General features: G+C 44.0%; 22 protein-coding genes. 10 read left to right on the top strand and 12 right to left on the bottom strand.

Translation table 11 applies throughout. The annotated features are described in order from the left end of the window. The first annotated feature begins 121 nt into the window (after nt 1-121). Together AC2A4J_RS04790 and AC2A4J_RS04785 are read left to right on the top strand one after the other, a co-directional pair. Complete coding sequence (locus AC2A4J_RS04790; protein ID WP_114411294.1) at nt 122-1,069, top strand: Gfo/Idh/MocA family oxidoreductase; 948 nt, start codon at nt 122-124, stop codon at nt 1,067-1,069. 92 nt (nt 1,070-1,161) lie between these two features. Next, nucleotides 1,162-2,142: an aldo/keto reductase gene (locus AC2A4J_RS04785; RefSeq protein ID WP_484175130.1), complete on the top strand. Its 981-nt coding sequence runs from the start codon at nt 1,162-1,164 to the stop codon at nt 2,140-2,142. Nucleotides 2,143-2,238: 96 nt separating this feature from the next. Here AC2A4J_RS04785 and oadA read toward each other — a convergent pair whose 3' ends face one another. Both oadA and AC2A4J_RS04775 read right to left on the bottom strand, forming a co-directional pair. Continuing rightward, entirely contained in the window at nt 2,239-4,047 is a 1,809-nt protein-coding gene (oadA, locus tag AC2A4J_RS04780) for a sodium-extruding oxaloacetate decarboxylase subunit alpha (RefSeq protein ID WP_484175129.1), read from the bottom strand. Between the two features lie 18 nt (nt 4,048-4,065). Then, nucleotides 4,066-5,481, bottom strand: a complete 1,416-nt coding sequence (locus AC2A4J_RS04775; RefSeq protein ID WP_484175128.1) for an acetyl-CoA carboxylase biotin carboxylase subunit — start codon at nt 5,479-5,481, stop codon at nt 4,066-4,068. 186 nt (nt 5,482-5,667) lie between these two features. On the opposite strand from AC2A4J_RS04775, the gene AC2A4J_RS04770 reads away from it, so the two are divergent. Both AC2A4J_RS04770 and AC2A4J_RS04765 read left to right on the top strand, forming a co-directional pair. Further along, nucleotides 5,668-6,618, top strand: coding sequence for a LysR family transcriptional regulator (locus AC2A4J_RS04770; RefSeq protein ID WP_484175127.1), 951 nt, complete (start codon nt 5,668-5,670; stop codon nt 6,616-6,618). 220 nt (nt 6,619-6,838) lie between these two features. After that, entirely contained in the window at nt 6,839-8,164 is a 1,326-nt protein-coding gene (locus AC2A4J_RS04765; RefSeq protein ID WP_484175126.1) for a methyl-accepting chemotaxis protein, read from the top strand. Nucleotides 8,165-8,239: 75 nt separating this feature from the next. On the opposite strand, the gene AC2A4J_RS04760 is transcribed toward AC2A4J_RS04765, so the two are convergent. The 6 genes from AC2A4J_RS04760 to AC2A4J_RS04735 form a co-directional block, all read right to left on the bottom strand. After that, nucleotides 8,240-9,088: a class III extradiol dioxygenase family protein gene (locus AC2A4J_RS04760; protein WP_484175125.1), complete on the bottom strand. Its 849-nt coding sequence runs from the start codon at nt 9,086-9,088 to the stop codon at nt 8,240-8,242. Further along, complete coding sequence (locus AC2A4J_RS04755; protein WP_114411300.1) at nt 9,088-9,450, bottom strand: protocatechuate 4,5-dioxygenase subunit alpha; 363 nt, start codon at nt 9,448-9,450, stop codon at nt 9,088-9,090. The genes AC2A4J_RS04760 and AC2A4J_RS04755 overlap by 1 nt, the downstream gene beginning before the upstream one ends. Nucleotides 9,451-9,491: 41 nt before the next feature. Beyond that, nucleotides 9,492-10,364, bottom strand: a complete 873-nt coding sequence (locus tag AC2A4J_RS04750) for an amidohydrolase family protein (RefSeq protein WP_484175124.1) — start codon at nt 10,362-10,364, stop codon at nt 9,492-9,494. Between the two features lie 84 nt (nt 10,365-10,448). Then, nucleotides 10,449-11,537, bottom strand: coding sequence for a 4-oxalomesaconate tautomerase (locus tag AC2A4J_RS04745; RefSeq protein ID WP_484175123.1), 1,089 nt, complete (start codon nt 11,535-11,537; stop codon nt 10,449-10,451). Further along, complete coding sequence (locus AC2A4J_RS04740; protein WP_123095018.1) at nt 11,530-12,207, bottom strand: 4-carboxy-4-hydroxy-2-oxoadipate aldolase/oxaloacetate decarboxylase; 678 nt, start codon at nt 12,205-12,207, stop codon at nt 11,530-11,532. The genes AC2A4J_RS04745 and AC2A4J_RS04740 overlap by 8 nt, the downstream gene beginning before the upstream one ends. A 30-nt stretch (nt 12,208-12,237) precedes the next feature. Beyond that, complete coding sequence (locus tag AC2A4J_RS04735) at nt 12,238-13,245, bottom strand: amidohydrolase family protein (RefSeq protein ID WP_484175122.1); 1,008 nt, start codon at nt 13,243-13,245, stop codon at nt 12,238-12,240. A gap of 662 nt (nt 13,246-13,907) precedes the next feature. Here AC2A4J_RS04735 and AC2A4J_RS04730 point away from each other — a divergent pair. The 3 genes from AC2A4J_RS04730 to AC2A4J_RS04720 all read left to right on the top strand — a co-directional run bounded on the left by AC2A4J_RS04730 (nt 13,908) and on the right by AC2A4J_RS04720 (nt 16,749). After that, a complete protein-coding gene (locus AC2A4J_RS04730) occupies nt 13,908-14,921 on the top strand; it encodes a DctP family TRAP transporter solute-binding subunit (protein WP_255826609.1) in 1,014 nt (337 codons plus the stop codon). Nucleotides 14,922-15,004: 83 nt separating this feature from the next. Beyond that, nucleotides 15,005-15,478 (top strand): TRAP transporter small permease, encoded by a 474-nt coding sequence (locus AC2A4J_RS04725; RefSeq protein ID WP_255826610.1) that lies wholly within the window; start codon nt 15,005-15,007, stop codon nt 15,476-15,478. A gap of 2 nt (nt 15,479-15,480) precedes the next feature. After that, nucleotides 15,481-16,749, top strand: a complete 1,269-nt coding sequence (locus AC2A4J_RS04720) for a TRAP transporter large permease (RefSeq protein ID WP_255826611.1) — start codon at nt 15,481-15,483, stop codon at nt 16,747-16,749. 105 nt (nt 16,750-16,854) lie between these two features. Here the strand turns inward: AC2A4J_RS04720 and AC2A4J_RS04715 are convergent, their stop codons facing one another. After that, nucleotides 16,855-17,334, bottom strand: a complete 480-nt coding sequence (locus tag AC2A4J_RS04715) for a peroxiredoxin (RefSeq protein ID WP_255826613.1) — start codon at nt 17,332-17,334, stop codon at nt 16,855-16,857. A 62-nt stretch (nt 17,335-17,396) separates the two neighbouring features. Continuing rightward, nucleotides 17,397-19,373: a methyl-accepting chemotaxis protein gene (locus AC2A4J_RS04710; RefSeq protein ID WP_484175121.1), complete on the bottom strand. Its 1,977-nt coding sequence runs from the start codon at nt 19,371-19,373 to the stop codon at nt 17,397-17,399. Nucleotides 19,374-19,633: 260 nt separating this feature from the next. On the opposite strand from AC2A4J_RS04710, the gene AC2A4J_RS04705 reads away from it, so the two are divergent. From AC2A4J_RS04705 to AC2A4J_RS04695, 3 genes are all read left to right on the top strand, one after another. After that, nucleotides 19,634-21,055 carry an aminotransferase-like domain-containing protein gene (locus tag AC2A4J_RS04705; protein ID WP_255826615.1) on the top strand — a complete coding sequence of 474 codons (1,422 nt, stop codon included), beginning with the start codon at nt 19,634-19,636 and terminating at the stop codon, nt 21,053-21,055. 202 nt (nt 21,056-21,257) lie between these two features. Further along, a complete protein-coding gene (locus AC2A4J_RS04700; RefSeq protein WP_255826616.1) occupies nt 21,258-21,668 on the top strand; it encodes an energy transducer TonB in 411 nt (136 codons plus the stop codon). Nucleotides 21,669-21,706: 38 nt separating this feature from the next. Beyond that, nucleotides 21,707-22,222, top strand: coding sequence for a DUF501 domain-containing protein (locus AC2A4J_RS04695; protein WP_255826617.1), 516 nt, complete (start codon nt 21,707-21,709; stop codon nt 22,220-22,222). Nucleotides 22,223-22,297: 75 nt separating this feature from the next. On the opposite strand, the gene AC2A4J_RS04690 is transcribed toward AC2A4J_RS04695, so the two are convergent. Together AC2A4J_RS04690 and glpK are read right to left on the bottom strand one after the other, a co-directional pair. Beyond that, nucleotides 22,298-22,588 carry a hypothetical protein gene (locus AC2A4J_RS04690; RefSeq protein WP_255826618.1) on the bottom strand — a complete coding sequence of 97 codons (291 nt, stop codon included), beginning with the start codon at nt 22,586-22,588 and terminating at the stop codon, nt 22,298-22,300. A gap of 91 nt (nt 22,589-22,679) precedes the next feature. Further along, on the bottom strand, nt 22,680-24,164 hold the full coding sequence (gene glpK, locus AC2A4J_RS04685) for a glycerol kinase GlpK (RefSeq protein WP_484175120.1): 1,485 nt from the start codon (nt 24,162-24,164) through the stop codon (nt 22,680-22,682). Between the last annotated feature and the right edge of the window lie 133 nt (nt 24,165-24,297).

The following is a 24,297-nucleotide window of genomic DNA, read 5'->3' as shown; positions in this document are numbered from 1 at the left end:
TGAATAGCTTATGCGGTTTATGGATTATGCCCATTAGGTGTCGAATGTTAGATTTGTTATTAATATAAACCTAAATTTCGTTCAATAATAACGACATGAAATCTTGAATAGGAGCAGACTAATGAGAATTTGTATCGCTGGCGCATCTGGCGCTTTCGGCATGAAACACATGGACGCCATTGCGGCGATCGAAGGTGCAGAAGTCGTTTCTGTCGTTGGCACTAAAATCGATGCGATTAAAGCCTTTGCTGAAGAGCGCGGCGTTCCTCACTACACGACAGACCTTGCAGAAAGCTTAGCTCGTGACGACGTTGACGCTGTCATCCTAGCAACACCAACGCAAATGCACGCTGCGCAAACTATCCAATGCCTAGAAGCTGGCAAACATGTTATGTCTGAAATCCCAATGGCAGACAACATCGAAGACGCTCGCAAAGTGGTTGAAGTGCAGAAAAAAACGGGTCTAGTAGCGATGGCTGGTCACACTCGCCGTTTTAACCCTTCCCACCAGTGGATCCACAATAAAATCATGGCGGGTGAATTAAACGTTCAACAAATGGACGTGCAAACTTACTTTTTCCGTCGCTCGAACAAAAATGCTCTTGGCAAAGCCCGCTCTTGGACCGACCATCTACTTTGGCACCATGCTTGCCACACAGTGGATTTGTTCCAATACCAAACAGGTGAAACAGCCAGCAAAGTACAAGCACTACAAGGCCCAATCCATCCTGAACTTGGCATTGCCATGGACATGAGCATTGGCATGAAAGTGCCTAACGGCGCAATCTGTACCTTGTCATTGTCATTCAACAACGATGGTCCATTCGGTACTTTTTTCCGTTATATTTGCGACAACGGTACTTATATCGCACGTTACGACGATCTATTTGACGGCAGCGAAAACAAGATTGACCTATCTGGCGTAGCGGTTTCAAATAATGGCATCGAACTACAAGACAGAGAATTCATTGCAGCGATTCAAGAAGGTCGTGCACCAAACTCTTGTGTGACTCAAGCCATTGAAGCGATGGAAACGCTACATCGCCTGGAAGAATGTCTAGAAGCCTAAGGCGCAATAGTCTAAAGTGACAAGACTCTAAAGTGACTCAACAACACTCAAACGGGGAGCTTCGGCTCCCTGTTTTTATTAAGGATATTGTTATGTCAAAACACCCTCACTTAGCCAGCCCCAAAATCGGCTTAGGCTGCATGAACCTATCACATGCTTATGGCTCACCGGTTGAAGAAGATCAAGCTATCAAGGCACTTCATCAAGCTTTTGAGATGGGCTATCGCCATTTTGATACCGCGACTTTATATGGCGGCGGCAAAAATGAGCTTTTGGTTGGCAAAGCACTAAAAGATCGCCGAGATGAAATCTTTCTCGCCAGCAAATGCGGCATGGCAATGGTCGATGGTAAAAAAGAGATAAACGGCCGACCAGAAAACATCCGCAAGCAATGCGAAGACAGCCTAAAACGCCTGCAAACAGATCACATCGATTTGTATTATTTGCATCGTCGTGACTTCAATGTGCCAATCGAAGAAAGCGCTGGCGCACTGGGTGAGCTAGTAAAAGAAGGCAAAATTGGCGCCATCGGTTTATCCGAAGTGTCCGCCGAAACGTTAACCCGTGCCCATAGCGAATACCCGATTAGCGCCCTTCAGTCTGAATACTCTTTGTGGACACGCAATCCAGAAATCGCCGTACTAGAAGCTTGTAAGAAACTAGACATTACTTTTGTCGCTTTCAGCCCAGTCGCACGCGGATTTTTAACCGGTACTCTGAAAGACATCGCGGATTTAGAAGCCAAAGACATTCGTAATAACATGCCGCGCTTTAATGCCGAGCATTACCCGAATAATCTTGCCTTGTTGAACGATTATTTTGCCCTAGCGAAAGACATCGGCTGCACACCAGCACAACTTGCTCTGGCTTGGCTAACAGCAAAAGACGATAATATTGTCCCTATTCCGGGCACTCGTTCGGTTAATCATATGAGAGACAATTTTGAAGCGGCGCAATTAAAGCTGGATGCCAAACAAGTGAGCTTGTTAGACGAGATGATCAATCAACATAACGTCCATGGCACACGCTATACCGCTGCCCAACAAGCCGAAATCGATACAGAAGAGTTTTAACCTTAGCAAACCTGCTCAACCAATAAAAAGCCCCTTTGTCGATACAAAGGGGCTTTGTTTTTAAAGCGTTTTCTAGGGTATTAACCGAACTTAGATTTACGCAATCTCAATTAGCATTTCACCCGGGGTAACTCGGTCGCCTTTCTTAACAAAAACCCCTTTCACCGTACCTGCCACATTGGCATGTACTTCGGTTTCCATCTTCATCGCTTCCGTGACGAGTACAGCTTGACCCGCTGTTACCGTGTCGCCTTCTTTGACCAAGACATCAATGATATTACCTGGCATTGCTGCGCTAACATGGCCAGGCTCTGTCGCACGAGAACGACCCGCACCACCTTCAGCAACGTATTCATTCAGAGATTCGAATACCACTTCTTCAGGCATACCATCCAAAGACAAGTACAACTTGCGCTTACCAACCCCAAAGTCACCCACGCCGGTGATTTCCACGTTGTAAACCTCACCATGCACATCAATCTTGAACTCGGTTGCCAATCCACCCGCCGCCGCGCCTTGACCCGCTTGCTCTGGCGGTAGCAAAACTTCTGGAACCAATGTCCCGTCAGCTCGTTGCTGTAAGAATTCACGACCTAGTTCAGGAAACATAGCAAAAGTCAGTACATCTTCTTCTGATTTCGCTAACTCACCGATCTCATTGCGCAACTTATATAGCTCCGGCGACAAGGAATCCGCTGGGCGAGCGTCGTTAACCGCTTCATTGCCTACGGCTTTCTTTTGCACTTCTGGGTTTACCGCTGCTGGCGGCTGACCGTAACCACCTAACAAATAGCGTTTTACTTCATTGGTAATAGTTTTATAACGCTGACCTGCCAATACGTTATAAACCGCTTGAGTCCCCACGATTTGCGAGGTTGGCGTTACCAGGGGCGGATAACCAAGGTCGGCACGCACACGAGGAATTTCATCAAATACCTCTCGAATCTTATCTAAGGCATTTTGCTCTTTCAGCTGATTCGCCAAATTAGACATCATGCCACCCGGCACTTGGTTAACCTGAACAGACACATCTTCGCGAGTAAATTCACTTTCAAATTGATGATACTTTTTACGAACTTCACGGAAGTAATCGGCAATCTCTGACAACAAGGCCAAGTCTAAACCCGTATCGTAATCGGTGTCTTTTAAAGCCGCCACTTGAGTCTCAGTCGCTGGGTGGCTGGTACCACTGGCAAAAGATGAAATCGCCGTATCAATACGGTCCGCTCCCGCTTCGATGGCTTTAAGCTGACACAAGGGTGCCAATCCTGACGTCGAATGACTGTGAACCACCAAAGGCAAATCAACCGCTTCTTTGATCGCTTTTACCAAGTCATACGTAGCGTAAGGCGTTAACAAACCCGCCATGTCCTTAATAGCAATAGAATCGGCCCCCATGGCTTGCATGGCTTTGGCTTGCTCGACAAACAAAGCGAGTGTGTGCACAGGACTGGTCGTATAACAAATGGTGCCTTGCGCATGCTTGCCGACTTTTTTTACCGCTTTCATGGCCGTTTCGATATTGCGTAGATCGTTTAGCGCATCAAAGACACGGAAAACATCGATGCCGTTATCCGCTGCTTTTTGTACAAAAGCTTCGACAACATCGTCAGCATAATGGCGATAGCCCAGTAGGTTTTGGCCACGTAATAACATTTGCAAACGAGTATTTGGCAAGGCCGTTCGAAGCTGGCGCAAACGCTCCCAAGGGTCTTCTTTTAGAAAACGTACGCAAGCATCAAAAGTCGCACCGCCCCACACTTCTAAAGACCAGAAACCAACTTGATCGAGCTTCTCACAAATCGGCAACATGTCTTCCGTACGCATACGAGTAGCGATAAGGGATTGGTGAGCATCACGCAAGGTGACATCTGTCACTTCTATTTTTTGTTTAACTTGACTCATTTTTCTTCCTCCTGCGGATTATCGACCAACGTGCGCTGCAATAGCGGCTGCCAACACCAAAGCGATGTCACTTGGATGGCGTCTAACAGAATAATTTAATAGCTCGGGATGCGCTGGAACGAACCCCGTATTGAACTCGCCCTTAATAAAGTCTGGATGTTTGAGAATTTGCTGATAGTAATTGGCCGTGGTTTTAATACCATGCAAACGCATATCATCAATAGCTCGACGACCTCGCGCCACCATTTCATCCCAGGTCAATGCCCACACCACCAGCTTCAAACACATGGAATCAAAGTAAGGCGGAATCTCGTAACCCGTATAAATCGCCGTATCAACACGAACACCTGGACCACCTGGTGCGTAGTAATGGGTAATACGTCCAAAGCTAGGTAAAAAGTCATTCTTAGGATCTTCCGCATTGATACGAAATTGCATCGCATAGCCACGGTAACTTATGTCTTCTTGGCGGAAGCTAAGCGGCGAACCAGCCGCTATACGAAGCTGTTCACGCACAATATCAACACCTGTTATTTGTTCGGTAATCGTGTGCTCAACCTGAACTCGCGTATTCATTTCCATGAAATACACTTCATTGCCAGACAATAAGAACTCCACTGTACCTGCGTTGACATAGCCTACTGCTTTGGCTGCTCGCACCGCGAGATCACAAATATATTGACGTTGTTCAGGGGTGAGTTGTGGGCTTGGCGCAATCTCTATGAGCTTTTGGTTACGACGCTGAATCGAGCAATCACGTTCATATAAATGAATCGCATCACCTTGGGAATCCGCCAAAATTTGCACTTCAATATGACAAGGGTCAACGATGCATTTCTCTAAAAACACTTCTGCAGAACCAAACGCTTTGGTCGCTTCCGAGATAACCCGAGGATATTGCGAGGTTAATTCTTCTGGGGTATCACAACGTCGAATACCTCGACCGCCACCACCTGAGGTTGCCTTAATCATCACCGGATAACCCACTTTCCCAGCAAGAGCAAGCGCCTCTTCAAGGTTGGCTAAATTTCCTTCAGAGCCAGGTGTAATTGGAATACCCGCCGCACGCATACTGTCACGGGCTTGGGTTTTATCGCCCATTTTATGAATAACAGACGAATGAGGGCCGATAAAGGTAACGCCTTTTTGCTCACACAATTCAGCAAAATGCGCATTTTCAGATAAAAAACCATAACCAGGGTGGATCGCATCACAACCCGTTTCTATGGCTAAGTTCACTAGACGCAAAGGGTCTAAATAACCGGCAAGTGGATCATCGCCTAACGAGTAAGACTCGTCTGCACGCTTGGCATGCAACGCATATCGATCCGGTTCCGTAAATATCGCGACAGAGCGAATCCCAGCCTCTGAGCAAGCGCGAATGATACGAACCGCAATTTCACCTCGGTTAGCGATCAACACTTTTTTTAACATGAGTCACTCCTTTCTTGTTTGAAGAGATCACTGCACAAGGTAGCGAGAACAACTTTTGTACAAATATCTCTGAATATTCAGGCTACTCAAAGATCAACCAAAGTAAAAATTGATATTACGACATTTATGTATAAGCTATCCGTGATAGATAAGCGCTAATAGATAAACCAAGGGGAAACAAAAACAATGCCTCAAAGTGTACAAAGCCTAGTCAACCGCCTTACTTTTAGACAATTACAAGTATTTAAAAGTGTTTTTGAATTGAGTAGCTACAGCCGAGCTGGCGACATGCTGGGATTGAGTCAACCCGCCGTGAGTAATCAAATACGACAGCTTGAAAGTGCATTAGAACAACCGCTGTTTGAATACGTTGGTCGCCAACTTTACAGCACTGCGACGGCCAAGCGATTAGCCAAATGCATTCACGCCATGTTTGATGAAATACAGCGCTTTCAGGACGATTTATCCGAAGAAGCTGGGCTGATATCCGGTGAGTTGAATTTGGTGGCCGTGAGTACAGCGCAGTATGTGGTGCCTTATTTGCTTCGGGCCTATACTAGCCTGCATCCAAACGTCACCATAAATGTGAAAGTCATGAACCGCGCCGCCGCCATTGAGCGCCTTAGTGAGAGCCATGATGAACTAGCCATTATGGGCATGGTACCAAATGATAAGCCTATGTTTAGCATACCATTTTTGGACAACGAGCTCATCGCCGTCGTGCCACAAAACCACCCATTCCTTGCTCTGGAGGACATCTCATTAAACACCTTTTTAGAGCACAATTTACTGCTACGAGAACCAGGTTCAGGCAGTCGATTAGCTCTCGAGTTACATTGCCAAAAACAACGTATTCGCTTACAAGCAGAAATGGAAATCGGTTCTAACGACGCCATAAAACACGCCGTTATTGCAGGGCTTGGCGTCGCGGTATTACCCAAGCTTGGCATCCTTTCTGAATTGACACTCGGAACCTTAATCGAAGTACCGATCAAAGACTTTCCCCTTCGCCGATCCTGGTGCTTGATCCACCCACAGGGACGCCACCCCACTCCTGCGATGCGATCTTTTATTGATTATATTCAACAAAATATCGGCCAGTTTGAAGCCATGTTCTCAAGAATGAAAAGTAGATAGTCCGTCTCATTTTAATAAAAACCACATCATTGCATACGTTTAACAATTCTTCTTTCAAATAGATTATTACGTAAATATATAAACCATTCACATACATTACACGTATACAACAAATCACCAACATTAAATCAAGACCAAACTGTATAAATTCTATACACCTTGTAGGGAAATGACTACAAAATCAAAACAGCACACTGACTACACTAATTGAGGAAGCACCATGTTTTTTACCAATAAAGATAAAACAATCGCCAAAAACAAAGCGGTAGAACAGGCACTTTCTCAACATGAAAACAAAGCCTTTATTAGCGCTATGGAAAAATTTTGCGCCACCATTAGCTTTTTACCTGACGGAACAATTCTCGATGCCAATTCGTTATTCCTTAACGCTACAGGCTATTCCCTAGAAGAAGTAAAAGGGCAAAAACATGCACTATTCTGCCCTTCTCAAGTGACTTCGAGCCAAGATTACAAACATTTCTGGTCAGATTTAGCTGCAGGCAAAAGCAAACAAGGCACCGTCTTACGTAGACGTAAAGATGGCTCAGAAATCTGGCTTGAAGCAACTTATTTTCCCGTTGAAGTCGATGGCGTGGTGACCAAAGTGGTCAAAATTGCCACGGATGTCACTAAAGAAAAGCGTACAGCAGATAGTCAATTAGCCGTGTATAACGCCATTGATAGGTCATCTGCCACTATTGAATTCACCCCTGACGGCACAGTAATTACGGCCAATGATAACTTTTTAAGTGCAATGGGTTATCAGTCCACCAAAGAAATTATCGGTCAGGCGCATCGCAAATTTTGTACTAATGAGTTCTATGAAAAGCATCCGAATTTTTGGGCAGAGTTAGCGAATGGAGACTTTAAAACAGGACAATTTGAGCGAGTTAGCAAACAAGGTCAAACTGTGTGGCTAGAAGCCAGCTATAACCCCATTTTCGATCAATTTGGTAAGGTTGTAAAAGTCCTTAAAGTTGCCTCTGACATTACAGAGCGTGTGAACACGCAACTCGCTATTCAACACGCGGCAGAAGTAGCTCACTCCACGTCAGTAGAAACTGCTCAAGTTTCAGAGAATGGCGCTCAAATTTTACGTCGCACAGTCGAAACGTCAGACAAAATTGTGGCCGATGTTGAAGTTTCTACCGAGTTGATCGAACAATTAAACCATCAGTCTGAAAGTATCGCCAAGATAGTGACAACCATTGGGTCTATTGCTGATCAAACCAATTTACTGGCATTAAACGCCGCTATTGAAGCCGCTCGCGCTGGTGAAAATGGTCGTGGGTTTGCGGTAGTGGCCGACGAGGTTCGAACACTAGCAGCAAGAACAAGCAAATCAACGATCGAAATTGATGACATGGTAAAACAGAACAGCAACTTAACTCGTCAAGCCAAAGACAGTATGAGCAAGGTGAGTGAACGCTCTAAAGAGAATGCGCAATTTATAGATGAAGCATCCGGCATCATTGATGAAATCCTGAAAGGCGCGATACACGTTTCCAATACCGTTAACAAATTATTGGATATTGAGAAAAACTAAAAAAAATCCGCTATCTATTATCGTAGATAGCGGATTTTTTATATTCACCATGGAATGCTCTAACAAGAAGATTTGTTACTTCGGCATTTCATGCTCTAACAACATCAAACCAGAACCAGTATTCGAAATTGGCGCATGGTAATTTCGATGCAGCTCGGTCACTTTACCCAGTAAAGTACCACGCATCGCAATCAGCATATTCAGCTCTACCGCTTGCGATCCGCCTTGCTCAACAAGATCCAAGTTGGTGTATTTCGTTAAGGCTTCTGGGTCAGACACCAATTTATCAAGACAATCAATATCAAAAGTACGGTTGATAATGCCCGCACGCTCGCCGTCTAACTGATGAGACATACCACCAGTACCAAAGACAACCACATTAAGATCGTCTTCGAAAGACGCCACAGCACGACCGATCGCTTTGCCCAATTCAAACGTACGCTTAGGTTGCGGCATTGGATATTGTTCACAGTTGATACAGACAGGAATGACTTTTACATGCCCATACTGATGACCTGGCCACATAAGATTCAGCGGAACCGTTAAACCATGATCTACCTTCATTTCTTGGCAGATAGTCATGTCAAAACCTTCGTCGACAATGCTGTTGGCAATGTGCCAAGACAAATCTGACTCACCAGTCACTGGCGGAATGGTAGGAATCCCCCAGCCTTCATCTGCGTTATAATATTCGTCTGCAACCCCCATCGCAAAGGTCGGCTTTTTATCAATGAAAAATTCCAAACCGTGATCGTTGTAAAACAAAATGATAACGTCAGGCTTTTTCTCATTTAACCAATCTCGTACTGGCGGATAACCATCAAAAAACGGTTTCCAATACGGCGTTTCTTCCAACCCATTTGCCATTGCGTTCGCAATCGCAGGGATATGAGAAGTCGTTATTGCACCAATAATGTTAGCCATTAGACCTCTCCTCGCCCATTTTTTTCTAGCATTGCTTTGAATTCATCAGTGCTCATACCGGTTTGTAATCCACCAATATCTTGCATGTTTAGCTTTAGCAAACCAGTAAACTTTGCTAAATAATAAATACTGCCACCTTCACGCAAAAGCCCAATCACATCTCTATTACGAATGGCTTCTTTTTGCGCTTCTGTGAGTTTGAATTTTTCACAGTAAGCTTCTGGATCTGCATTAAATTCATCACGTGCTACTTGCTCATTAAACGAGTAACACATTTTATTTAAGCCATAGCCTTTCTTGGCCATTTGGCCATCAAAAAGGTACGTCCCTTGAAACTGTCGATCTGTATAGTTACTAGCCATCTTGCTAACCTCTATTTTTATACTTTTCGGCGAAGCTTGGATTACTTCCAATACAGACGCATTGGATTATCCACCAGCAACGCTTGCTGTAGTTCAGGCGTTGGCGCGATATGTGGAATAACATCCACAAGGTGACCGTCGTTTGGCGCCTCTACTTTCATATTTGGATGCGGCCAATCGGTTCCCCACAATACGCGGTCAGAGAACCTCTCAACCAAGGTACGGGCAAAAGGATAGACATCAGAATAATCAGGCGCATGTTGCGTTAAACGCTCTGGACAACTTACCTTACACCATACATTGTCGTTGTCCGCCATGAAGTTAACAAAGCGCTGAAAGTCAGGGTGATCAACACCATTGGCAACATTTGGCGTACCCATGTGGTCAACCACAATGGTGGTATTCAATTCTTTCAAGAAAGGAATCAAGTCTTCTAAATCCGCCGCTTCGAAATAGACAACAATGTGCCAACCGAAAGGGCGAATTTTCTCAGCTATAGAGAAAAACACTTCTCTTGGCGTGCTATCAACAAGGCGTTTCACAAAGTTAAAACGTACACCGCGAACACCCGCTGCATGCATTTTTTCAATATCTTCATGAGTTATTGAGTCATCAACAAACGCCACACCACGTGCTAAATCACCCGCTGTCTCTAAGGCATCGATCAACGCGGAATTATCGGTACTATGACAAGATGCTTGAACAATCACATTGCGAGAAAAACCCAAATGATCACGCAGCGCAAACAACTGTTCTTTGGATGCGTCGCAAGGCGTGTATTTACGTTTTGGATGGTAGGGAAATTTATCCGCTGGACCAAAAACGTGACAATGCGCATCTACCGCACCCGCTGGCGCTTTAAAAGTAGGTACGCTTGGGTTTGCGTAAAATGGAATATAATCTTTGTCCATCATGTTCAAATACCTGTTTTATTATTCGTTCTAATTAACCAGTCTTCTGTTTGACCAGTCGTTATATCGTCCATAGAAGAAAGACAACTAAAGGCCGTTGCTATGAGCAAACACTTGCCCATCAAACAGCTTTCTCGCGGTGCGTAGAATAGCCGCAGAGCCAACATCACCATTTTCTTCTTGATCTAAAATTACGGTCATCGCACCAATCGGATGCTCAACATCCAAGGTCATACGCGCACTAGGTTCAAACTTAGCCACTTCATTAGCCGGCGAACCTTTCAGAACCGCCGCTGTCGCTACGCTTACCGCCCCCAAGACCCCAATAGAGGCATGGCAACGATGAGGAATAAAAGTACGTGTTGAAATAGCACCTCCGTTTGTCGCGGCACTCACCATGGTCATTTTAGGTACCGACTTCTCTTTTACATCGCCTAAGTTCATCATAGAGCCCACTTGCAAACGGATGGATTCTAGCTTGGCACGTAACACATCATTAGCTTCAAGCTCTTCACGAGATTCTGTTCCCGTAATCCCCATATCCGCAGCGCGCATAATCACCACAGGCATTCCGTTGTCGATGCAAGTTACTTCTATGCCATCAATTACATCGACTACGTTCCCCGTTGGTAACAAAGCACCACAACTTGATCCTGCGGTATCTTGAAATACAATTGGAACCGCCGCAGAAAAGCCGGGCACGCCATCAATGCGAGCATCACCTTCGTACTGCACTTCACCGTCTTTGACAAACACACGTGCTACTGCGATTTGACCTGTGTTTTCCATGAAAATACGTACGGAGGTTTCGCCCTCTTGCGCTTCAACCAAGCCGCGCTCAATGGCAAACGGCGCAATACCCGCTAAAATATTGCCGCAGTTTTGCGCATCGGTCACAATCGCCTGATCAACAAATACCTGTAAAAACAAGTAATCTACATCAGCGTCGTCACGTGCAGATTTTTTCACCACTGCCACTTTGGATGCCAATGGATCAGCCCCACCGATTCCGTCAATTTGACGCTCATCTGGCGAGCCCATCACCCGCAACAAAAACTGCGCACGCGCATCAACATCAGCAGGTAAATCTTCCGCTAAAAAGTAAGCCCCTTTTGATGTGCCGCCACGCATCCACATACAAGGCGCACTTTTTAAAACGCCTGTATGTTTAGACATATTTTAGGCCTTTCTCTTTTAGGCGAGGGCGCATTTCATAAATATCTAGACCCAATTCGCCATTCGCCATTCGTACGCGTTTTGACTCTTCATTCGCCATACGCTTACGAGATAATTCCAACACTTCAGCCGCATTCTCACGACGCACAACAACCACACCGTCATCGTCGGCTACAATCACATCACCTGGGTTAACCAAGGCATCCGCGCAAACCATAGGCACGTTAACAGAACCGACGGTTTCTTTAATCGTCCCTTCTGCAAACACCGCTTTTGACCAAACAGGAAAATTCATTTCACGTAGGTCACGAGTATCACGAACACCGCCCTCGATAATCAAACCCACCACGCCACGAGACTGAGCAGATGTTGCTAACAGATCACCAAAAAAACCATGATTGGAAGGAGACGTTGGCGCAAAGACCATCACATCCCCTGCTTTACATTGCTCAATGGCAACATGCATCATCCAGTTATCGCCCGCCGCACCAGAAATTGTGACCGCAGACCCCGCAATGGTTTTATCCATTTGGATTGGGCGCATGTAATGTGCCAATAAACCAACACGACCTTGAGATTCATGAATGGTCGCTACGCCGCATTCGGCCAAACCGTCAATGACAGCTTGGTCAGCTCGTTCAATATTTTGTACTACTACATTGTTTCGCATGATGCTTTCCTATCCTTTTAATCGTTAGCCTTACGCCTTTAATCTAGAAAAAACGCTACGAGCATTGTCTTCAAAGATAGCTTGTTTCTGCTCCGCGGATAACACGGTGTTGTTGTCGATATAACGTTTTGTATCGTCAAAATAGTGACCAGATTCTGGGTCAATACCGCGTACCGCACCAATCATTTCAGAAGCAAACAAAATGTTCTTAGTAGGAATAATATCAAGAAGTAGATCAATACCACGCTGATGATAAACACAGGTATCAAAGTAGATGTTATTCAACATGCGCTCAGCAAGGTCAAAACCTTGATCTTGCGCCATGCCACGGAAACGTCCCCAATGATAAGGAACAGCACCGCCGCCATGAGGGATAATGATTTTTAGCTCCGGGAAATCTTTAAAAACATCGGACATCATCAATTGCTGGAAGCCAGTAGTATCTGCGCCTAAATAATGCGATCCAGTGGTGTGGAAACAATCGTTACATGCCGCGCTTACATGGATCATCGCAGGAATGTCGTATTCGCACATTTTTTCATAGATAGGATAGAAAGAGCGATCACCGAGAGACTTATCTTGCCAGTAACCGCCGCTTGGATCTGGGTTCAAGTTGATACCAATAAAGCCCATTTCTTCAACCGTACGAACGATCTCAGCAACAGACTTGCCTGGATCAACACCAGGAGATTGCGGCAATTGCGCAACTGGTGCAAAGTTCTCAGGAAACAAGTCACAAACACGGCGAATCAAATCGTTCTGATGTTCTGTCCAGTATTGGCTAGTGTATTCATTACCAATATGGTGTCCCATCCAACTAGCGCGGGGAGAGAAAATAGTCAGATCAGTGCCACGCTCTTGCTGTAAACGCAGCTGGTTATTGATAATGCTGTCGCGAATTTCATCATCCGAAACAATCACTTTACCTTTTTCACCAACAAAAGCAGGATCTTTAGCGACCTGTGCTTTTTGTTTATCACGGTATTCACCTACACCAGGCGGCGTCGTTGTATAATGTCCATGGCAATCTATAATCATGTTACTACTCTCTATTCTTATTAAGGGTAACAAACGTTGCGAAGTAAAAAGGATTGCATAAATGATATGCTTTAACTTTACTTTATGAGCACAGCCGTTCAATCACAATCTGTCCAGAGTATTCTTGCATGCTATCGATTTGGCTATTTCATTTTGGCCAAAAGGGTATTGCATTTTGATATAGCTGTTTTTTAGTACAATGAGAACAGCTGCTCATTTCATATATTTATCAGGAAGAACCTGACACAAAAAACCGTCTGAGCTTTCTTGAAAAAATACATAAGACTATGATTTTTATAAATTTTTACATATATCAAAAAACTTATTAATTTTTTATATTCCTTTTTCGATATACAAGGAACATAAAAAATTCATTTCTAAAAAAGCAAAAACTACGACATTTTGGTTATGTTGCTTATCAAAGCAGACTGAAAAGTAAATTTTGAGCGAAACTCAAAGGCGAAATGTAGACCCAGCTCATATTGAGGTAATTGTGAGCCTCAAGAAAAAAATATAGGGTATTTTTAAAATGATCCTATATTATTTAGAGGGCTTATAAATGCTAGTTTCAATACAGGACAGCCTACCTTACTGCAAAGCAGGGTAGAAAATACAAAAATAAAACAACCGGGGCACAAGATCCCGAGCTTGGAGACGTTAAAATGAATCTAACAAAAAAAATCACACTTGGTTTAATTGCCGCTGGTGCTGTAAGCAGTGTTAGTGCAGCTGACCTAACCCTGACTATTGGTCACGTAGATCCTCAAGATTGGACAACCTCTAAAAAAGGCGCCGCAACTGAAGTGTTCAAAAACTTAGTTGAAGCGGAGTCTGGCGGTCGCATTGAAGTCAATGTATACCCTTCTGGCCAACTTGGCGGTGAAACTGATCTTGTTCAGTCTGCTCAGGAAGGCACATTGAGCATGGCGATGGTATCTGGCGCCTTTGCTAAAGTATGTAAAGAAGCATCTGTACTAGAAATTCCTTACCTATTCCCATCAGCCCCTGTGGCCTGGGAAGTTCTAGACGGCGAATTCGGTAAAGCATTGTCTGAACATTGCTTAGAAGAAAGCGGACTACGCACACTGGCTTATGGCGAAACAGGCTTCCGTAACTTCACCAACTCAAAGCGTCCTGTTGCTGAACCAAAAGATTTGAGTGGTTTAAAAATCCGCGTTCAAACTCTACCGCTATACGTTGAAATGGTAAAAGCGATGGGAGCAGAACCTACGCCAATCGCTTGGCCTGAAGTGCCATCAGCATTAACGACGGGTGTAGTTGACGGACAAGAAAACCCTGTGAGTGTTATCGAAGCGAATAAATTCTACGAGTTCCAAAAATATCTAACACTAGACGGTCACGTATACGGCACAGACTTCTTGCTAATCAATGAAGATCTTTATCAATCATTAAGTGATGAAGACCGTGCTATTATTGACCGTGCAGCAAAAGTTGCAGGCACTTTAGGCCGCGCAGTTCAGCAGTTTAATTCTGCGAAAGGTCTTAAATCTCTTGCAGCAAACGGCATGCAAATCACCACTCCAACACCAGCACAAATGGCTAAGTTCCGTGATGTTGCGCAACCAGCGGTTATCAACTGGTTAAAAGGTGAAGTACAGCCAGAGTGGATCGAACGCGCTCAAATGTCTGTAAAAGTTGTTAGTAATTCGCAATAAGTTCAGTACTTGATATCAAATAATCGAAAGCTATTCTATAGCTTTCGATTATTTTTCTTTTGTCACAACCCGGAAAGCTCACCATGAAGCGCCTCTACAAAAATACTCTCGCAATGTTAACTGGCACCTCCTTATTCGTTATCTTTGGCGTTGTTTTAGTCAGTAGCTTGAGCCGTTACTTATTTAACTCACCGATCCAATGGAGCGAGGAAGTCGCAAAATACGCCATGATCTACGGCACTATGTTTGGTATGGCATTGTGTTATTTAGAAGGTATTCATATTCGTTTTACTTTTTTAGAAGATATGGTTTCCGCCAAAATTCGTCATGCCTTGCATTTCATATCTGACGTTATCGCACTCGTAAGTGGCTGCGTACTAACCTATTCCGGCTACATTTTCATGATGAAACGAGGTGCAATACAAGCGCCTGGCACAGGCATTCAAATGTACTATTTCCAAGTAGCCATGGTTATCGGTGGTGCGTGCCTTGCGATAGCTGCACTTATCCGTCTCGTCGAGTATTTTCAATCTGAAACGTTAGAGAAAGGGCAATAATCATGCTAGGTTTTGGGATTCTTCTTGTTCTTTTGTTTATTGGCAGCCCTATTGCGTTCGCCATTTTATTAGGCGTTGTAGGTCATATTTACACACTACCCTTTAATGTCAGTCTCGTCGCTCAACGGATTTTTAGCGGACTAGATTCTTTCTCTATTTTAGCGATCCCACTTTTTGTTCTGGCAGGAGAGCTAATGAATGAAAGTGGTATCACTGGCCGAATCATCAACTTTGCCAATGCATTAGTTGGTCACATGAAAGCGGGCCTTGCTCACGTAAATATCTGGGCGTCGGTCATTTTTGCAGGATTATCAGGTTCAGCCGTTGCAGATACATCGGCACTTGGACGTGTGTTTATCCCTACTATGGAAAAAGAAGGCTACCCGCGTGCTTTTGCAGCGGCATTGACGGCCGCATCGTCCGTTATTGGGCCGATGATTCCACCAAGCATTCCGGTCATCATTTACGCACTTATCACCACAGGCGTCTCTGTTCCTGCTCTCTTCCTTGCTGGCGTGGCACCAGGCTTGCTGCTTGCTGTCGGCTTGTCTGTGTATGTTTATGTTTTTGCTGGTCACTACGCACCACTAAAAGAAAAACTGTCCATGAAAGAGCGCTGGAAGGCCTTTGTTGAAGCATGGATTCCACTGTTCATGCCGATATTCATTGTTGGCTCCATTCTAACGGGTATTGTTACACCTACAGAAGCGGCTGCTTTTGCCGCTGCTTATGCCTTGTTAGCTGGTATATTCATACTGAAAAGCCTAAAAATATCGCACCTGCCACGCATTTTCATTCGAGCGATGCGTGACTCGTCTGTGATTCTGATTGTGATAGGTGTGGTCGCAGCAGCGAACTGGTTATTAACCTTCTCAAGAGTACCTCAAACGGTCAGCCAAATGGTGCTGGAACAAGTGTCTAGCCCTTGGATGTTCTTGATCCTAGTGAACGTCATTTTGTTAGTTGTTGGCCTGTTCCTTGAAGGGATAGCAGCAATGCTAATATTGCTACCGATTCTGCACCCTATTGCAATGAGCCTTGGTATTGATCCAGTCCACTTTGGCATTGTGGTAATTTTCAACCTGATGATAGGACTTGTCACACCGCCGATGGGAATTTGTCTATTCGTTTCTAACTCGATAGCCAATGTAGGGATAGCTGCTATTTCGAGACAGATCATGCCACTTTTCTTAGTAGAACTGGCCGTCTTGATCTTGATTACCTTTGTGCCAAGCACGGTAACATTCTTACCAACGTTATTTGGTTACTGACGGGAAGCAATTAGCCATAAATTTTAGAGATAAAAAAAACGACGCGATGCGTCGTTTTTTTTGGCTATCTGTTTTTAACCTAACTAAAAAAATTTAATAAAAAACTTATAACTGAGATAAAACGTATTCTGCAGAGCTAACTTTGTATTCACCCGGCTCATCCAACCATAAATGCTGAATGATCCCATTAGTCACTAGCATCGCATAACGGCGACTACGAATGCCCATTTTAGCCGCCGAAATATCCAGCTCTAATCCCATAGAACAAGTAAATTCAGCCAAACCATCAGCAGCCATGATTAGGTTTTCAGCGTTGTTCGCTTTCCCCCAAGCATTCATAACAAAAACATCGTTTACCGAAAGACAAACGATCTCGTCTATTCCTTTGTCTTTTAACGCATCAAAATGCACAACAAAACCGGGCAAATGACTTGCACTGCACGTTGGCGTAAAAGCACCAGGAACGGCAAACATCAGTATTGTTTTACCAGAAAAAAATTCTATAACATCGATTGTCTCTGGCCCTTCTTCACCCATCACTTGGAAAGAGCCATGCGGCAACATATCACCCATAAGAATCGACATAAACGTTATCTCCACAGAATTTGGTTGCCCTAATACTAACGCAACCTAACTGAGAAAAACCATTAAACAATCTTAAATTGACTAAGTAGCTGTTTCTGGTGAGAAGCCAGTTTGGACAAGCCTTCGCTGTCTCTTTCGCTCTGATCTGAGCCCTGTGCCGCTTGCTCAGACATCTCCGATATTTCTAATACATTTTGCTTAATTTCTTGCGCAACCGCAGATTGCTCTTCGGCAGCCGTTGCAATTTGGGTACTTAAATCACGAATCTCAGCCATGCTACTTTGCAATTCAACCAGCGACAATCCCACTGTGCGCGCTTCTTCGACGCTAGAAGTAGCGCTTTTACGACTCTCCTCCATACTGCCAACGGTCTTTGTCACGCCTTGCTGCAACTGCGCAATAACCGTTTGAATTTCTTCAGTAGAGCTGTGAGTTCGTGTAGCCAAAGTCCGTACTTCATCAGCGACCACTGCGAAGCCTCGACCTTGCTCGCCAGCACGCGCCGCTTCAATGGCCGCATTTAACGCCAGCAGGTTCGTCTGCTCTGCAATACCTTGAATCACTTCTAAAATACGATCGATACTTTTTGAATGTTCATCAAGCTCATTCACCACAGTTGTGGACGCTTCAATCTGTTCGAGAAGGTGTTCAATCTTATGAATATTAGTATCCATTTGTTCACGGTTTTGATTGGCTCTTTGATCAACTGATTGAATCTGACGCAAAATTACTTCCGAACTTTGTGCAACCTGATCAACCGTAGACACCATTTCGGACATAGAAGAAGCCACTTCAGTGGTTCTTTCGTTTTGCGCGCCCATCAAGCGCTTAGAGTCACTTGCTAAGCGAACATTGCTGCCAGCAGATTCCGCTACTTCATTCGATGCTTGGTCAATTTCAGACATCACTTTCTGCAGCTTCTCCACCAGCCCGTTCACCCAAGTAGATAACTCACCAAACTCGTCTTTGGTTTTAACTTTACTACGCTGGGTAAAATCACCGTCCGAAATATTCCCCAACACTTTCATTACTTCTTTAAGTGGTAAACGGATACTACGGCTTACCCACAACGCCACCAGCACCGCAATAATGACAGAAATAACGAGAACAACTTCGATAATCAAAGTGGACAAAGACGCAGCATCACTTGCTTCCTGTTTTGCTGTATCCCCGATAGAAGACGCTTCAGCAAGTAACTTTTGCACCGATGTGTTCACCACGTCCATGCTGTCTGATAATTGCTTGGCAAGTACTTCGGACTCTTGGACTAAGCGGGCATTTTTGTAAAACTTAGCGATAACCCCATCATCAGAAATAACCCCTACCTCAATTTCGCTAACCAAGCCATTAATATTGTCATCATTTAGGTAAGATTGCTTATCCTTCAGGCTGGTGATAATTGACGCCATTGAGTCTCGAAGCTCTTGCATCCTTTCTAAGTTGCGCAGATCAAAATAATCATTCACGGTGACCTGTAAACTTTCCACTTGGCTATGCATATAAGAAGCTGCAAATTGAATTTCTGGGGTATCTCCATCCGCCACCAACAGCTCCAAGTCTTCTGCAGCGAATAAGATAGAGTCTTTTAAATCAAGCTTTTCATTTGGAATCCCAGCCTGTAGCTCCAACATTTTTTTGTGATTAGAGAAGGCGATGTCGGTAGAACTAAAAAAGTCCTTCACTTCTGTATTGATATTTTCCAAGACACCGCTCATAGCAGGAAAACCTTGCAACTGAGTGGAAAGCTGTTCAGAAACATCATTAAATCTTTGCTTATAATTCAAAAAACGTTCAGATAGACTCTCTAATGAATCCGGCGATTTACTCAATAAATACTGTAACACCGCCGCATTTGATAAATTTAAATCTTCTTTTAATGCATTACTTGTTGATGAGATGGACGCAACGTTTCCTGTCACTACATTTAATCTGTCTTCAATTTTATTGATACCAAAAAAACCCGATGTGGCAATCATCAATAAAAGCAATAATAAAATACCAAAGCCAAACAGAATCCTTTGGATTACGGATAACGACATAAATCGACCTCTACTCTAAATAAAAGCTAGTGTATTTCTCGCCTGCGCACACGGTGACAGCACATACAAAACAATGGAAACTGACCAATCATACAGGAAAATAATAACAATTTACTTACAATTATTAACACTATAAAGTCTTAAAATTTACTTAAAGAAGGCGAATTTATTTAAAAGAACATCGAGTATTGCATTGATTTCTTTCAACCCGCCAATCTGGTAAATTTACCGTCTCTCTATTTGAATTCGACCCGCACTTTATGGATTGCCCCTTATACGAAAAAATTGCCAACCAGATTGAACATCAAGTTCATGAAGGTATTTTCTTACCAGGAGCAAAGATTCCATCGGTTCGTAAATCCAGCAAACAAATGGAAGTCAGTGTCGCTACCGTACTACAAGCTTATAGCTTGTTAGAAGATCGAGGCGTCATTAAAGCACGTCCACAAAAAGGCTATTTCGTTCAAGAGACTCAACTGCAGCCAATAGAGCCTGCAAAAATTGAACCGACTCAGAACGATGGCACTATTCATGCCTTACTACGTCGCTTATTGCACGCCTCTCAAGACGGCAATATCATTCAATTTGGCGCAGCAATACCCAAAAGCCAGTTCTTACCGATTAGGCAGCTACAACGCTCTGTCGGGCGCCTAATGCGTTTAGAACCAGAAATATGTGCCGCATATGAGTTCACCCCTGGATCACTCAGCTTACGCCGCCAGATAGCCATTCGCATGCTAGACAGCGGCTGCCAACTGCAACCCGATGACATTACCATTACCTTGGGTTGCCAAAACGCCTTAATGCTTTCACTGCAGGCGGTCGCAAAAGCTGGCGATACCATTGCCATCGAAAGCCCAGCGTATCATGGGGTATTACAAATTATTGAGGTGTTGAATTTAAAAGCCGTTGAGATACCTTGCTCCGCGGAAACAGGCATAGACTTAGATGTATTGGAAAGCGCAGCCAAAGAGTGGGATATTAAAGCCTGTGTGGTAACACCAAATAATCAAAATCCGATTGGCGCTACGCTCAATCACCAAGCCAGACTACGCATTCTCAGTCAATCAATTCAATACGGCTTTACTTTAATTGAAGACGATGTCTACGGTGAGTTGAGTTATAAAGACAAACGCGAACGCTCACTAAAGGCTGACGATCAAAACAACACTGTCATCTACTGCAGTTCTTTTTCTAAAAGTATCGCCCCAGGATTTCGTATTGGTTGGATTGTCGGCGGCCCCTTTCAAACGCAGATTGAGCATTACGCGTATGTTCAATCTCTTGCGATCCCCACATTAACGCAAACAGCTATCGCTAATTTCCTAGAAAACGGCGCGTATGATCGTCATTTACGAAAAACCCGACAGTCTTATCAAGACAACCTTGCACGCTGTCAGGCACTCATACGAGAGCACTTTCCTACCGGCACTAAAACCTCCACTCCAAAAGGTGGATTTTTATTATGGGTCACCTTACCTGACACGATAAACGCCATGACACTCCATTCTCAAGCCTTAGAAATTGGCATTGGCCTCCTGCCCGGTTTAGCGTTCAGTTTAACGGCACAATTCAACCATCATTTTCGATTAAATTACGCACTAAATTGGGACAATAAAACCGACGCCGCACTAAAAGAACTCGGTAAACTTTGCCAGCTTCAGCCCCCTAGGCTAGGCTAATACAGAGTTCTACAAAATTAAAATTGCAAAGTATCTGAAAGCGTTTTTCTGTATATAAGTAAAAGTTATGATTTAAGCGTTAGACATCCTAAAATTCGTCTGTACAGACAGGGCAAAAAGCGTACAATTCGCATTCTTTTTTAAACACTCTGCCTTCTTGGCCGATAACATGAATATCTGAAATAGTAGCTGGCTTGTTGCGATGGAATTTGTTGCACATCCGAGAGACCTTCCGTTAGACATTACACTAATAGAAGATCAGCCCTTTCCTCAAATGACTGAAGATAGAGCTGGGTTTGTCGGTATCACATATGTCACCCTTCGTCCATTTGATAATGGACGCTCGGTAAGAATTACATTGGAAGAAATCGACCCAAACTTTTGCGTGTCTGGCCGTATAGCTTGGTGCACGAAAGAAACAGACGGCTACCACATCGCCATCGAATTCCCGACCAAAGAAGAGTGTTACTGTGTTCGCATGATCGAACAACTCTCTCAGATAGAACATTACCGACGCCAAGCAAAAACCGAAGGTCGACGACTCAACTACAATGAAGCCGCCGCCGAATGGATACAAAAATTCGCAGCCAGTTTTCCTGCGTTTACTATTTAATTCTTCTATTTTTAAAAGACACTATTCAATAAGACTTTATGACAACAACACTTTCTCAGCGTGATATTGATATCATCACAACACAGCTCGGACGTACTCCTAGTGGCATCAGCGCCATTGCGCATTATTCACCTAACGGTATTCCTCAAGTATTGGAAATGGAAACTTGGGTTTTCGAACAACCATTCCCTACCCTTTATTGGCTTTCTAGCAAAGCCATAGACAAAGCGTTGGCAAAAATAGAAAGTCATGGTGTCGTAAAAGAGCTTGAACAGCGAATCAAAGAAGACGAAACATTACGAGAAGCCCATTACGCTTCCCACCGTGATTACATTGCGAGACGCTGGGAAGTCATGAGCGACGAGCACAAAGCCATTATAGAAGAGAAAGGCTTTAAGCCTTTGTTTGATAAGTTAGGTATCGGCGGTATAGCAAATTGGGATCAAGTACGATGCTTACACATGCAATATGCCCATCATCTTGCAGGTAACAACGTGATCGGCCGTATTCTAGACGAAGAATATGGCATGAAAGCCATCGCTGACGCAGAATAATAGCCATTAAAACAGACATAAAAAAAGGGGAGTGACCTGATGAGTCACTCCCCTTTTTTATTTTATAAGATCTACTTACTTCAAACTTTTTAGTATGTCTTTTAATTCTTCTGGTGTTTTTGCTTTTGGCAACACCTCACGAATACGATTGAATGCCGCTTGAGCAACCGCAGGACGCTGCGCATAAGTTGTCAATGCTCCACCAGTCCAACCAGCCAGCTTCACCATTTCGTTCTTGAAGTGATTACCGCTTACGCCATGGCCACCTAAGTTCATTAGTGCGTCTTCAATTTCTAAGTAGCTTGGGCGATCTCCACCAAACTTCATAAAATCATCTTGTTGTACTTCGGCAAACTGTTTCGACATTCTCTAAGCCCTTTGTGAAAAAACATCCTTTGTTAAAGTTAGCTATATTTGCCTTCTTGCACAAGATAAAGCATGTATCAAATCGTAAAAATCAGTCTCGTGTGCGCACACGATCCACCGCTTTTTGCCAACCTTGGTACAATTTATCTCCCGTACCTTTTTCCATTGTAGGCTCGAAACACTTATCGGCCTTCCACAAAACTTCAACCTCATCCAAAGATTGATAAAGTCCAACTTGCAAACCCGCTAAAAACGCAGCACCCAATGCCGTGGTTTCTGTCACGCAGGGGCGCTCTACTGTGATTTCTAATAAATCACTTAAAAACTGCACCATAACATCATTGATTACCATGCCACCATCAACACGCAAAGAACTGAAGGTCGCGCCATCTTGCGCCATCGCCCCAACTAAATCTCTTGTCTGATAACACACAGAGCGCAAACCAGCACTAACGATATCCGCAACGCTCGTATCACGAGTTAATCCAATCATTGCACCACGAGCATCAGGATCCCAATATGGAGCACCTAATCCTGTAAAAGCAGGCACTAAATAAACGGAGTCGTCATTCAATGCTTGTTTAGCCAGACTTTGCGTTTCTTTGGCATCATCAAATAATTTCAGACCATCACGTAACCACTGAATTGCCGCGCCAGCCACAAAAATACTGCCCTCTAAGGCATAAGTAACTTTTCCGTTTAAACGATAACCTACGGTAGTCAGCAGTTTGTGTTCCGATCGAATGGCTTTATCACCCGTATTCAAAATCATGAAACAACCGGTGCCATAGGTACTTTTTACCATGCCGGGAGTAAAACATGCTTGTCCAACCAATGCCGCTTGCTGATCACCTGCGATGCCATTTACTGGAATTTCTGCGCCCAACCAAGAAGAATCAATAACACCAAAATCCGCACTACAATCCATCACTTCTGGGAACAGCACGCCACCAATACCTAATAGCTCAATCAGCTCATCATCCCATTCTTGCGTATGAATGTTGAATGCCATAGTACGAGCCGCATTTGTCGCATCGGTTTTATGGGATTTGCCGTTGGTTAACCGCCACAATAAAAAACTATCGACCGTACCAAAAGCCAAACGACCCGCCTGAGCTTTTTCACGAGCGCCATCAACATTATCCAAAATCCAACGAATCTTAGTCGCCGAAAAATAGGGATCAATTAGCAACCCCGTTTTCTCTTGTACTTTTTCACCCAGACCTTGTTCACTTAAAGACTGGCAGAACACACTAGTGCGTCGATCTTGCCAAACAATGGCGTTATAAACTGGCTCACCTGTTTCTGTGTCCCATAAGATCGTTGTTTCACGCTGATTCGTGATACCTATGGTTGCTATCGCTTGCGCATCTATCCCTGTATCCTTGAGAACAGAGCGACACACGGCTAAAGTAGACGACCAAATATCTTCGGGATTATGCTCAACCCAACCATCATTAGGGAATATTTGTGGGAACTCCTGCTGAGATTGGCCAACACGAGCGCCTTTTTCATCAAACAGAATAGCCCGAGAACTGGTGGTGCCTTGGTCGATAGCCAGAATATAATGTGTCATGGTGAATTCTCTTTGAAATCACAGTCACTCAAGAAAGTAAGCGACTTAATTGTTGTTTTGTTTTTTGAACATGAATATTCAAATACGAATATTCTCTATTAAAAACCAATGCGCACTCGTTTAGCAAGCCTCG

This window comes from Marinomonas sp. ATLA20, from assembly GCF_057180105.1.
The sequence above is the reverse complement of the archived record's forward strand: the minus strand, read 5'-3'. Positions and strand labels throughout refer to the sequence as shown.

What these genes read in the sequence shown, in the direction of transcription:
- AC2A4J_RS04790 (WP_114411294.1), top strand. Translation starts at nt 122, where the DNA reads ATGAGAATTTGTATCGCTGGCGCATCTGGCGCTTTCGGCATGAAACAC.
- AC2A4J_RS04785 (WP_484175130.1), top strand. Translation starts at nt 1,162, where the DNA reads ATGTCAAAACACCCTCACTTAGCCAGCCCCAAAATCGGCTTAGGCTGC.
- oadA (WP_484175129.1), bottom strand. Translation starts at nt 4,047, where the DNA reads ATGAGTCAAGTTAAACAAAAAATAGAAGTGACAGATGTCACCTTGCGT.
- AC2A4J_RS04775 (WP_484175128.1), bottom strand. Translation starts at nt 5,481, where the DNA reads ATGTTAAAAAAAGTGTTGATCGCTAACCGAGGTGAAATTGCGGTTCGT.
- AC2A4J_RS04770 (WP_484175127.1), top strand. Translation starts at nt 5,668, where the DNA reads ATGCCTCAAAGTGTACAAAGCCTAGTCAACCGCCTTACTTTTAGACAA.
- AC2A4J_RS04765 (WP_484175126.1), top strand. Translation starts at nt 6,839, where the DNA reads ATGTTTTTTACCAATAAAGATAAAACAATCGCCAAAAACAAAGCGGTA.
- AC2A4J_RS04760 (WP_484175125.1), bottom strand. Translation starts at nt 9,088, where the DNA reads ATGGCTAACATTATTGGTGCAATAACGACTTCTCATATCCCTGCGATT.
- AC2A4J_RS04755 (WP_114411300.1), bottom strand. Translation starts at nt 9,450, where the DNA reads ATGGCTAGTAACTATACAGATCGACAGTTTCAAGGGACGTACCTTTTT.
- AC2A4J_RS04750 (WP_484175124.1), bottom strand. Translation starts at nt 10,364, where the DNA reads ATGATGGACAAAGATTATATTCCATTTTACGCAAACCCAAGCGTACCT.
- AC2A4J_RS04745 (WP_484175123.1), bottom strand. Translation starts at nt 11,537, where the DNA reads ATGTCTAAACATACAGGCGTTTTAAAAAGTGCGCCTTGTATGTGGATG.
- AC2A4J_RS04740 (WP_123095018.1), bottom strand. Translation starts at nt 12,207, where the DNA reads ATGCGAAACAATGTAGTAGTACAAAATATTGAACGAGCTGACCAAGCT.
- AC2A4J_RS04735 (WP_484175122.1), bottom strand. Translation starts at nt 13,245, where the DNA reads ATGATTATAGATTGCCATGGACATTATACAACGACGCCGCCTGGTGTA.
- AC2A4J_RS04730 (WP_255826609.1), top strand. Translation starts at nt 13,908, where the DNA reads ATGAATCTAACAAAAAAAATCACACTTGGTTTAATTGCCGCTGGTGCT.
- AC2A4J_RS04725 (WP_255826610.1), top strand. Translation starts at nt 15,005, where the DNA reads ATGAAGCGCCTCTACAAAAATACTCTCGCAATGTTAACTGGCACCTCC.
- AC2A4J_RS04720 (WP_255826611.1), top strand. Translation starts at nt 15,481, where the DNA reads ATGCTAGGTTTTGGGATTCTTCTTGTTCTTTTGTTTATTGGCAGCCCT.
- AC2A4J_RS04715 (WP_255826613.1), bottom strand. Translation starts at nt 17,334, where the DNA reads ATGTCGATTCTTATGGGTGATATGTTGCCGCATGGCTCTTTCCAAGTG.
- AC2A4J_RS04710 (WP_484175121.1), bottom strand. Translation starts at nt 19,373, where the DNA reads ATGTCGTTATCCGTAATCCAAAGGATTCTGTTTGGCTTTGGTATTTTA.
- AC2A4J_RS04705 (WP_255826615.1), top strand. Translation starts at nt 19,634, where the DNA reads ATGGATTGCCCCTTATACGAAAAAATTGCCAACCAGATTGAACATCAA.
- AC2A4J_RS04700 (WP_255826616.1), top strand. Translation starts at nt 21,258, where the DNA reads ATGGAATTTGTTGCACATCCGAGAGACCTTCCGTTAGACATTACACTA.
- AC2A4J_RS04695 (WP_255826617.1), top strand. Translation starts at nt 21,707, where the DNA reads ATGACAACAACACTTTCTCAGCGTGATATTGATATCATCACAACACAG.
- AC2A4J_RS04690 (WP_255826618.1), bottom strand. Translation starts at nt 22,588, where the DNA reads ATGTCGAAACAGTTTGCCGAAGTACAACAAGATGATTTTATGAAGTTT.
- glpK (WP_484175120.1), bottom strand. Translation starts at nt 24,164, where the DNA reads ATGACACATTATATTCTGGCTATCGACCAAGGCACCACCAGTTCTCGG.